At 72.6% G+C, this 8069-nt stretch carries 8 protein-coding genes; 3 read left to right on the forward strand and 5 right to left on the reverse strand.

Going from position 1 to position 8069, the window contains the following annotated elements:
- The first annotated feature begins 220 nt into the window (after positions 1-220).
- Entirely contained in the window at positions 221-1477 is a 1257-nt protein-coding gene (locus tag ACWGL3_RS29095) for a chemotaxis protein CheA (protein WP_267950248.1), read from the forward strand.
- A 79-nt stretch (positions 1478-1556) separates the two neighbouring features.
- On the opposite strand, the gene ACWGL3_RS29100 is transcribed toward ACWGL3_RS29095, so the two are convergent.
- The 3 genes from ACWGL3_RS29100 to ACWGL3_RS29110 form a co-directional block, all read right to left on the reverse strand.
- The gene (locus ACWGL3_RS29100) at positions 1557-2201 is read right to left on the reverse strand and encodes an AAA family ATPase (protein WP_267948152.1); all 645 of its coding nucleotides are present in this window, start codon (positions 2199-2201) and stop codon (positions 1557-1559) included.
- A gap of 16 nt (positions 2202-2217) precedes the next feature.
- Positions 2218-2553: a TFIIB-type zinc ribbon-containing protein gene (locus ACWGL3_RS29105; protein WP_267948151.1), complete on the reverse strand. Its 336-nt coding sequence runs from the start codon at positions 2551-2553 to the stop codon at positions 2218-2220.
- A 103-nt stretch (positions 2554-2656) separates the two neighbouring features.
- Complete coding sequence (locus ACWGL3_RS29110; protein ID WP_267948150.1) at positions 2657-4033, reverse strand: NAD(P)H-quinone dehydrogenase; 1377 nt, start codon at positions 4031-4033, stop codon at positions 2657-2659.
- Between the two features lie 156 nt (positions 4034-4189).
- Here ACWGL3_RS29110 and ACWGL3_RS29115 point away from each other — a divergent pair, with 156 nt between their 5' ends.
- Both ACWGL3_RS29115 and ACWGL3_RS29120 read left to right on the forward strand, forming a co-directional pair.
- Positions 4190-4687: a gamma-glutamylcyclotransferase family protein gene (locus tag ACWGL3_RS29115; protein ID WP_431061480.1), complete on the forward strand. Its 498-nt coding sequence runs from the start codon at positions 4190-4192 to the stop codon at positions 4685-4687.
- Positions 4688-4763: 76 nt separating this feature from the next.
- Positions 4764-5588, forward strand: coding sequence for a purine-nucleoside phosphorylase (locus ACWGL3_RS29120; protein WP_267948148.1), 825 nt, complete (start codon positions 4764-4766; stop codon positions 5586-5588).
- 527 nt (positions 5589-6115) lie between these two features.
- Here ACWGL3_RS29120 and ACWGL3_RS29125 read toward each other — a convergent pair.
- Both ACWGL3_RS29125 and ACWGL3_RS29130 read right to left on the reverse strand, forming a co-directional pair.
- Positions 6116-6748: a PH domain-containing protein gene (locus ACWGL3_RS29125; RefSeq protein WP_267948147.1), complete on the reverse strand. Its 633-nt coding sequence runs from the start codon at positions 6746-6748 to the stop codon at positions 6116-6118.
- Positions 6748-7845 (reverse strand): adenosine deaminase, encoded by a 1098-nt coding sequence (locus tag ACWGL3_RS29130; protein WP_267948146.1) that lies wholly within the window; start codon positions 7843-7845, stop codon positions 6748-6750. Before ACWGL3_RS29130 ends, ACWGL3_RS29125 begins: the two co-directional genes overlap by 1 nt.
- Positions 7846-8069: the final 224 nt, after the last annotated feature.

An 8069-nucleotide genomic window follows, 5' to 3' on the forward strand; every position in this document is an offset into this window, starting at 1 on the left:
GGGCTGACACCCGCACCCCCTGTCGACGGGGCCCGCCGGATCCCGGCGGGCCCCGTCGCGTTCCGGGGCGGGCCCCGTCAAGTTCCGGGGCGGGCGTAGTCTGGTGTGAACGGCTCAGGTGAGAACGGGCACAGCGGGAACTGTCGGGGACCGTCGTTCGTCCGAGTCAGTGAGGTAAGGCGAGAGGAACGACATGTTGCGCCGCTTGGTAACACCCGCAGTGCTGACCGCCGGTTTCACGGCGGCGGTGGTGAGCACCTCGGTGGTGCCCGCCTCGGCCGACGCGCGGCCGGAGCTACCAGAGACCCAGGCCGTCGTCGAGGAGCTCGAGGGCGACGGCGTCTTCATCGACCCGAGCATCGACGCGATCCCCTCCGCCGAGGAGGGCGCCCTGGAGACGGCCTCCGCCGACTCGGAGATCCCCGTCTACTACGTGATCCTCCCCTCGGACGCGGTCGCCTCCCAGACCGGCCTCGACGCCCTCATGAACCCGGTCATGGAGGACGTCGGCGACGGCGTCTACGCCGTGTTCGCCGGCAGCCAGGACTTCGTGGTCCTCTCCCCGAACATCGAGGACACCGCGGGCATCCGGGAGATCGCCGTCCAGGAGGGCCAGGGCAACCAGGTCGACACCCTGGCCGCCGTCCCCGACGCGGCCCAGCAGCTGGAGGACGCCGAGGCCGCCGGCGCCACCTCCGGACTGGTCCTGCTCGGCGTCCTCGTCCTCGTCGTGGCGGCGGGCGCCCTCTTCGTCCGCAACAGCCGCAGGAAGCGCGCCGCCGAGAAGGCCAAGCAGCTCCAGGAGATCAAGCAGATGGCGACCGAGGACGTCGTCCGGCTGGGCGAGGACGTCTCCCGGCTGGAGATCGACGTGTCCAAGGTCGACGACGCCACACGCGAGGACTACTCGCAGGCCATGGACGCCTACGACCAGGCCAAGACGCTGCTCGACACCATCCAGGAGCCCGAGCAGGTCCGGATGGTCACCAGCGCCCTGGAGGACGGCCGCTACTACATGGCCTCCACCCGGGCGCGCATGAACGGCGAGCCGGTTCCCTCGCGGCGCGGCCCCTGCTTCTTCAACCCGCAGCACGGACCCTCCGTGGAGGACGTCGCCTGGGCCCCGCCCGGCGGCGCGCCCCGCGAGGTCACCGCGTGCGCGGCCTGCGCGGAGGCGGTGCGCGTCGGCGGCCAGCCCGACGTGCGCCTGGTCGAGGTCAACGGCGAGCGCCGGCCGTACTACGACGCCGGTCCGGCCTACTCCCCCTACGCCAGCGGCTACTTCGGCACCGACATGATGATGGGCATGTTCACCGGCATGATGATGGGCTCCATGATGGGGTCGATGATGGGCATGGGCATGGGAATGGGTATGGGCGGCGGAGACGTCGCGGCCGAGGGCGACATGGGCGGGGGCGACATGGGCGACTTCGGCGGTGGCGGCGACATGGGCGACTTCGGGGGCTTCGACTTCTGACCCCGCCCGCACCGCGCACCGCGCGTAGGACACCGAGGGCCCCGGGCGCACGCCCGGGGCCCTCCTGCGTCTGCGGGGCTCAGCCCGCGGCGGCCTCCGCCTCGGCGAGCCCCTCGATCCACCGGCACACGGCGTCCGCGGTGTCGGCGGGGGCGGTGTGCGTGGTGTCGACCAGGGTCATCGGCGGGTCCAGGCGTGCGGCCTCGGCCGCCACCCAGGCCGCGAAGTCGGCGTTGTCGTCGATCCGCTCCTCGTCCCACTCCCGCCAGGCGGGGCGGGCGCGCAGGCGCTCGGCCAGGGCGCCGGGTTCGCAGGACAGCGCCAGGTAGTGGATGTCCGTGAACAGGGCGCGCTCCGGCAGGGGCTCGAACTCCGGGGGCACGACGGTTCCGCACAGCACGACGGGGCGCCCGCTCTGCTGCACCATGGCCGCGGTGCGCAGCCAGGTGGAGCGGAAGTGCCGGTGGTGGCCCTCGGGGTCGCGGAGCCCGCTGACCCACAGCAGGTCCTGTTCGAGCACGACGAAGCGGTCCCTGAGGCGTTCGAGGAGCAGTCCGGCGATGGTGGACTTACCGGTGCCGCTCGGGCCGGAGACGCAGTAGAGGGGCATGCGGAGGAAGGGGCGGGTGCGCCCGCAGGAGGCGCAGCGCAGCACGGAGACCCCCGCGCCGGTGTCGGGGGTCTCGTCCCATTCCCCGCAGTGTGTACAGATCAGCGGGTGCATGGATGGTTCGGCTGTACTAGTCGAAGAGTTGTTCCAGGAATCCCTTGCGGCGGCCGCGGTAGGGGCGGGGCGAGTCCCGGTAGCCGCGCGGGGAGTCCTGGTACCCCCCTCGGTAGCCACCGGGGGAGTCGGGGTAGCCCGCTCCGCGGTGCGGCCGGGCGAGTGGCGGGGCGGGGCGCGGGGAGTGGGGGTCGGGCGGCGGTGCGACGCCGTAGTGGCGCTGCTCGCCGTCGGCGATGCGCTCCAGCTCCCCCCGGTCCAGGAAGATGCCCTGGCAGCCGTCACACCTGTCGATGTGGACGCCTTGACGATCAAACGTTCGCATGGTGCTTTGGCACTTGGGACAGATCACGTCAAGACATTACTCGATTCGTGTCAAAAAGGGTTAAGAAACCGGGGTCCACCGCAAACTTCTTCGTGCGGCGGCCCCGGCGGGGCGGCGCGGACCGGCTCCCCTACTCCGGCGAGGCCAGCATCAGCGAGCGGGCCGCCTCGGTCACGCTGCCCGACAGCGACGGGTACACCGAGAAGGTGTGCGCGATGTCGTCCACCGTCAGGCGCTGCTGCACCGCGATGGACACGCCGAGGATGAGTTCGCTGGCGCGCGGCCCGACGATGACGCCGCCCAGCACGATGCCGGTGTGCTGGCGGCAGATCAGCTTCACGAAGCCGTCGGTGACCTCGTTCATCTTGGCGCGCGGGTTGGTGTTGAGCGGCAGGGTGACCGACCGGCCGTCGATCCGCCCGCTGCGCACGTCGTCCTCGCTCGCCCCCACCGCGGCGAGTTCGGGGTGGGTGAACACCGTGGAGGCCACGGTGGACAGCTTCAGGGGGGACACCGCCTCGCCGAGGGCGTGCCACATGGCGATGCGTCCCTGCATGGCGGCGACGGAGGCCAGCATGTTCACGCCGGTGCAGTCGCCGGCGGCGTACACGCCGGGGACCGTGGTGCGGGAGACCCGGTCGACCTCGACGAACCCGCCCTGGCCCAGGCGGACCCCGGCCTCCTCCAGCCCGAGGTTCTCGGTGTTGGGGATCATGCCGACGGTCATCAGGCAGTGGCTGCCCTCGACGGTGCGGCCGTCCGAGAGGGTGACGAGGACGCCCTTCTCGGTGCGCACGACCGACTCGGCCCGGGTCTGGCTGAGGACGGTCATGCCGCGGCGCATGAAGACCTCCTCCAGCACCTCGGCGGCGTCGGCGTCCTGGGTCGGCATGACGCGCTCGCGCGAGGAGACGAGGGTGACGTCCGATCCGAGCGACTGGTAGGCGCTCGCGAACTCCGCGCCGGTCACGCCCGAGCCGACCACGATCAGCCTCTCCGGGAGCTCCTCCAGGTCGTAGAGGTGGCGCCAGGTGAGGATGCGCTCCCCGTCGGGCTCGGCGGTGGGGAGTTCACGGGGGTGGGCCCCGGTCGCGATGAGGACGACGTCGGCGCGCATGCGCTGGTCCCCGACGGCGACGATGTGGGGGTCGACCAGCCGGGCCTCGCCGGTGACGACCTCGATGCCCTCCTTGTGGAGGCGGGCCCGGGTGTCCTCGGACTGCGCCTGGGCCAGGCGTTTGATCCGGTTGTTCACCTCGTCGATGTCCACGCGGACCGGCGCGGTGGCGGTGCCCGGGATGTGGATGCCCAGGCTCTGGGACTCACGCACGTACGTGGTGCGGGTGGAGGTGGCGATGAGGCTCTTGGAGGGCACGCAGTCGGTGAGGACGCAGGAGCCGCCGATGCCGTCGCGCTCCACCACCGTCACGTCCGCACCGAGCTGCGCTGCGACCAGTGCCGCCTCGTAGCCCCCGGGACCGCCACCGATGATCACGACCTTCGTCACTCTGCCTCACTCCCTCTACGTCGGACCCCCCACGCGCGTTCCCGGTCCGGGCGATATTCGGGCATGGTGGGGCACCGCCAGTTTTCATCGCTTCCTCCTATTGTCGGCCATGTCAACTGGCGAAATCCTCAGGTACCCCCGGTCAGCGGGTCTACGATGTTGCCCGTGTCCATCTACGCCGCGTACGGAACCAATCTCGACCCCGCGCAGATGGCCCGCCGGGCACCGCGCTCACCGCTGTTGACCACGGGCTGGTTGGAGGGTTGGCGGCTGACCTTCGGCGAGGGCCTGCCCGCCGACTCCGGCGCCCTGGCCACGCTGGCGGAGGATCCCGGGCAGCGGGTCTTCGTCGCGCTGTACGACCTCATGGAATGGGACGAACCCCACTTGGACTCGTGGGAGGGCGCCGACCGCAGGGACGGGTTCGGCCCGGGCGCGGGCGCCGCCTGCGCGTACCGCAAGGTCACCGTCCGCGCCCGGACGGCCGACATGGGGACGGTGACGGCCTGGGCCTACGTGCTCGACGCCTACGAGGGCGGTCTGCCCTCGGCGATCCAACTGGGCCAGCTGGCCGCCGCGGCCGAGAAGGCCGGGGCGCCCGGGTCGTACGTGTCCGACCTGCTGGCCCGCGAGTGCCTGCCCACCGAGCTGTGAGCCCCGTGTCCGCCCGCCCGCCGGGCGGGCGTTGCGTTCCGCCACCGTTGCGCTACCCGGGGGTAGCATCCGTCGTGTGAGCGAATCAGAGCAGCGGGCGACGACCACAGGGGAAGCGAAGGAGCTGGCCGCGACCGCGGCCCAGGACCTGCTCGCCCGGACCGGGGCCGACAGCTTCGACGCGATGGTGGTGCTCGGGTCCGGCTGGGCGGGGGCCGCGGAGACGCTGGGCTCCCCCGACATCGAGTTCGACGCGACCGAGCTGCCCGGTTTCCACGTGCCCGGGGCGGAGGGGCACTCCTCCAGGGTCCGCAGCATGTGGGTGGGCGACAAGCGGGTCGTCGTGTTCATGGGGCGCGTCCACCTCTACGAGGGCTACGGCCCGATGGAGACCGTCCACGCCGTGCGCACCGGGATCGCCGCGGGCGCCGGGACGGCCGTGCTCACGGGATCGGCCGGTTCGCTGCGCACGGACTTCGCCCCGGGGCAGCCGGTCGTGGTCCGGGACCACATCAACCTGACGTCGCTCTCCCCGCTGACCGGTCCCTCCTTCGTCGACCTCTCGGAGGCGTACAGCCCACGGCTGCGCCGGATCGCCCACGAGGTGGACGCCTCCCTCGCCGAGGGCGTGTACGCGGCCACGCTCGGCCCCCAGCTGCAGACGCCGTCCGAGCTGCACGCGCTGCGCCGTTCCGGCGCGGACGTGGTGGGGCGGTCGATCGCCCTGGAGGCCATCGCCGCCGTGGAGTCCGGAGCGGAGGTGCTGGGGCTGGCGATCGTCAGCAACGACGCGGTGGGCGCCGTGCTCGACCCCTTCGAGTCCGACCGCGCGCTGGAGGTCGTCACCCAGCGGGCGCGGAGGCTGGGCGGGCTCCTGAACCGGGTCCTCGCCCGCTCCTGAGGGGCCCCTGGACGGCGCAAGGGCCCGGCACATGTGTGCCGGGCCCTGTCGCGCGTGGGACGCCGTGCCCGGACCCCGTGTCGCGGGGTCCCCGCGGACCCCGACCGCGCGGGTCGTCCGAAGCATCGTGAAGTGGTGGGGCGCCTCCGACCGGGCCCGCCCGGTACCGGCGTGGCGAGCGTACACCCCGAGGCCTTGGGATGGACGGTACCGGCCGCGGTCCGGCCGGAGGCAGTGCTTGCCCCGGTGTCCTCTGTCGCGCGGAATCCCCGCAGATCCCGTTGGACTCGCGACTCCGACACCCTTCTGTACTTCCCGATATTCAGTTGAACCGCGCGTCGCCCTCGGACCGGGGTTCCGGGCCGGTGGCCATCCGCGCGAAGCCCGCCCGCCCGGAACCCTCTCCCTTAGGCATGCCTTACCTAACCAGAACAGGCGGGTGGGCGTCAACCCCCCTGGGGGGGGACGCGTCGGACCCGGCCTCCCCTGCGGGCGGGGAGGCCGGGTCCGGTGCGGTCGGGCGCGCCTCAGGCGAGCAGGAACACCGCCGCGAGCAGCACAGCGGTCGCCACGAGGACCACGATCACCTCGACGGGCACCATCGTCTGCGGCTCGTCCTGCGCCCCGAGCGCGGCCGGCCCCGCCTCGCCCGCGTCCCTGACGGGACCGCTGAGCGGACGGGCCTTGTACCGCTCGGCGTCCTGGCGCAGCTGACGCGCGGCCAGGTCGACCGGCCGCATCGACGCGGGGTCCTCGTCGTCCTGTCCCGGGTCGAGGAAACCCGCGTCCCGGCGCATGTTGTCCCGGACCCGCTGCCGCTTGGTCTCGCGGAGCGGCCAGGAGCGGACGATCCGCCCCGGCGTGTGCACCCTCAGGACGTCGGTGACGTCCACCCACACCACGGCGGACCACGGCACGAAGGTCTCCCGCAGCGGGTTGACGACCCTCATCCCGCGTTCCGTGGAGACCACCCGCGGGCGCAGCCACACCAGGTGGACCGCGGCGATGCTCGCGACCAGCAGGGCTCCGGCGATCCAGGACGAGCGCCCCTCCCCGCGCCAGAGCACGTCCAGCAGGAGCAGGACCGCGATGACGATCCACACGATCGCCGCCGCCCGGGAGAAGGTGGAGTAGTGGCTGGTCGGGTTGGGTCGGTCCATCAGGCCGCCGCCCACTTGAGCTGCGCGAACCCCGGCTTGATGATGCCGTTGATCAGCGCCAGGCGTTCGTCGAACGGCAGGAACGCCGACTTCATGGCGTTGACCGTGAACCACTGGATGTCGTCCCAGCCGTACCCGAAGGCCTCCGAGAGCTTCGCGAACTCCCCGGAGAGGGACGTGCCGCTCTGGAGGCGGTTGTCGGTGTTGACGGTGACCCGGAAGCGCAGGTCGTGCAGGAGCCCGATCGGGTGCGAGGCGATGGACTCGGCGGCCCCCGTCTGCACGTTGGAGCTGGGGCACATCTCCAGCGGCACGCGCTTGTCGCGCACGTACTGGGCGAGGCGGCCCAGCCGCGGGGCGCCGTTCCCGCCGGAGTCGATGTCGTCGATGATGCGGACGCCGTGTCCGAGGCGGTCGCACCCGCACCACTGGAGCGCCTCCCAGATGGAGGGGAGCCCGAACGCCTCGCCCGCGTGGATGGTGAAGTGGAAGTTCTCGCGGCGCAGGTACTCGAAGGCGTCGAGGTGCCGGGTGGGCGGGTTGCCCGCCTCGGCGCCCGCGATGTCGAAGCCGGAGACGCCCGCGTCGCGGTAGCGGACCGCGAGCTCGGCGATCTCCGAGGAGCGGGCTGCGTGCCGCATGGCGGTCACCAGCTGGCCGGTGCGGATGCTGCGGCCGGCCTCGGCCGCGCGCTTCTCCCCCAGCTCCAGGCCCTCCTGGACGGCCTCCACGACCTCCTCCAGGGTGAGGCCGCCCTCCAGGTGCTGTTCGGGGGCGTAGCGCTGCTCGGCGTAGACGACGCCGTCCGCGGCCAGGTCCTCCGCGGCCTCGGCGGCGACGCGCACGAGGGCCTCCCGGGACTGCATGACCGCGGTGGTGTGCGCGAAGGTCTCCAGGTAGCGCTCCAGCGAACCGGAGTCGGAGGCGTCGCGGAACCACCGGCCCAGCTCCGCCGGGTCGTAGGTGGGCAGGTCGGTGTAGCCGGCCTCCCTGGCCAGCTCCACGACGGTGGCCGGGCGCAACCCTCCGTCGAGGTGGTCGTGGAGGAGCACCTTCGGCGCCCGCCGGATCTGCTCAACTGTGAGTGGCTGGTTCATGGATTCAGGATGCCACCAGCCCGGGACGGCCCTCGCCACCCCGGGGGCCCGCGGCGGATCCGTCGGACACCAGGTGGGGGCCGGAACGCGGCGGGCGCCCGGCCCGGAGCCGAGGGGTCCCCGCGCCCGCGGGCGCCCGCGCCATGCCGTTCAGAGCCCCGCACAGGGACTCCGCGGGTCCCCGTGCCCACGGGCGCCCGCGCCGCCGGCCGGGGCGGAGGCCC

It is taken from the genome of Nocardiopsis sp. NPDC055824, from assembly GCF_053616335.1.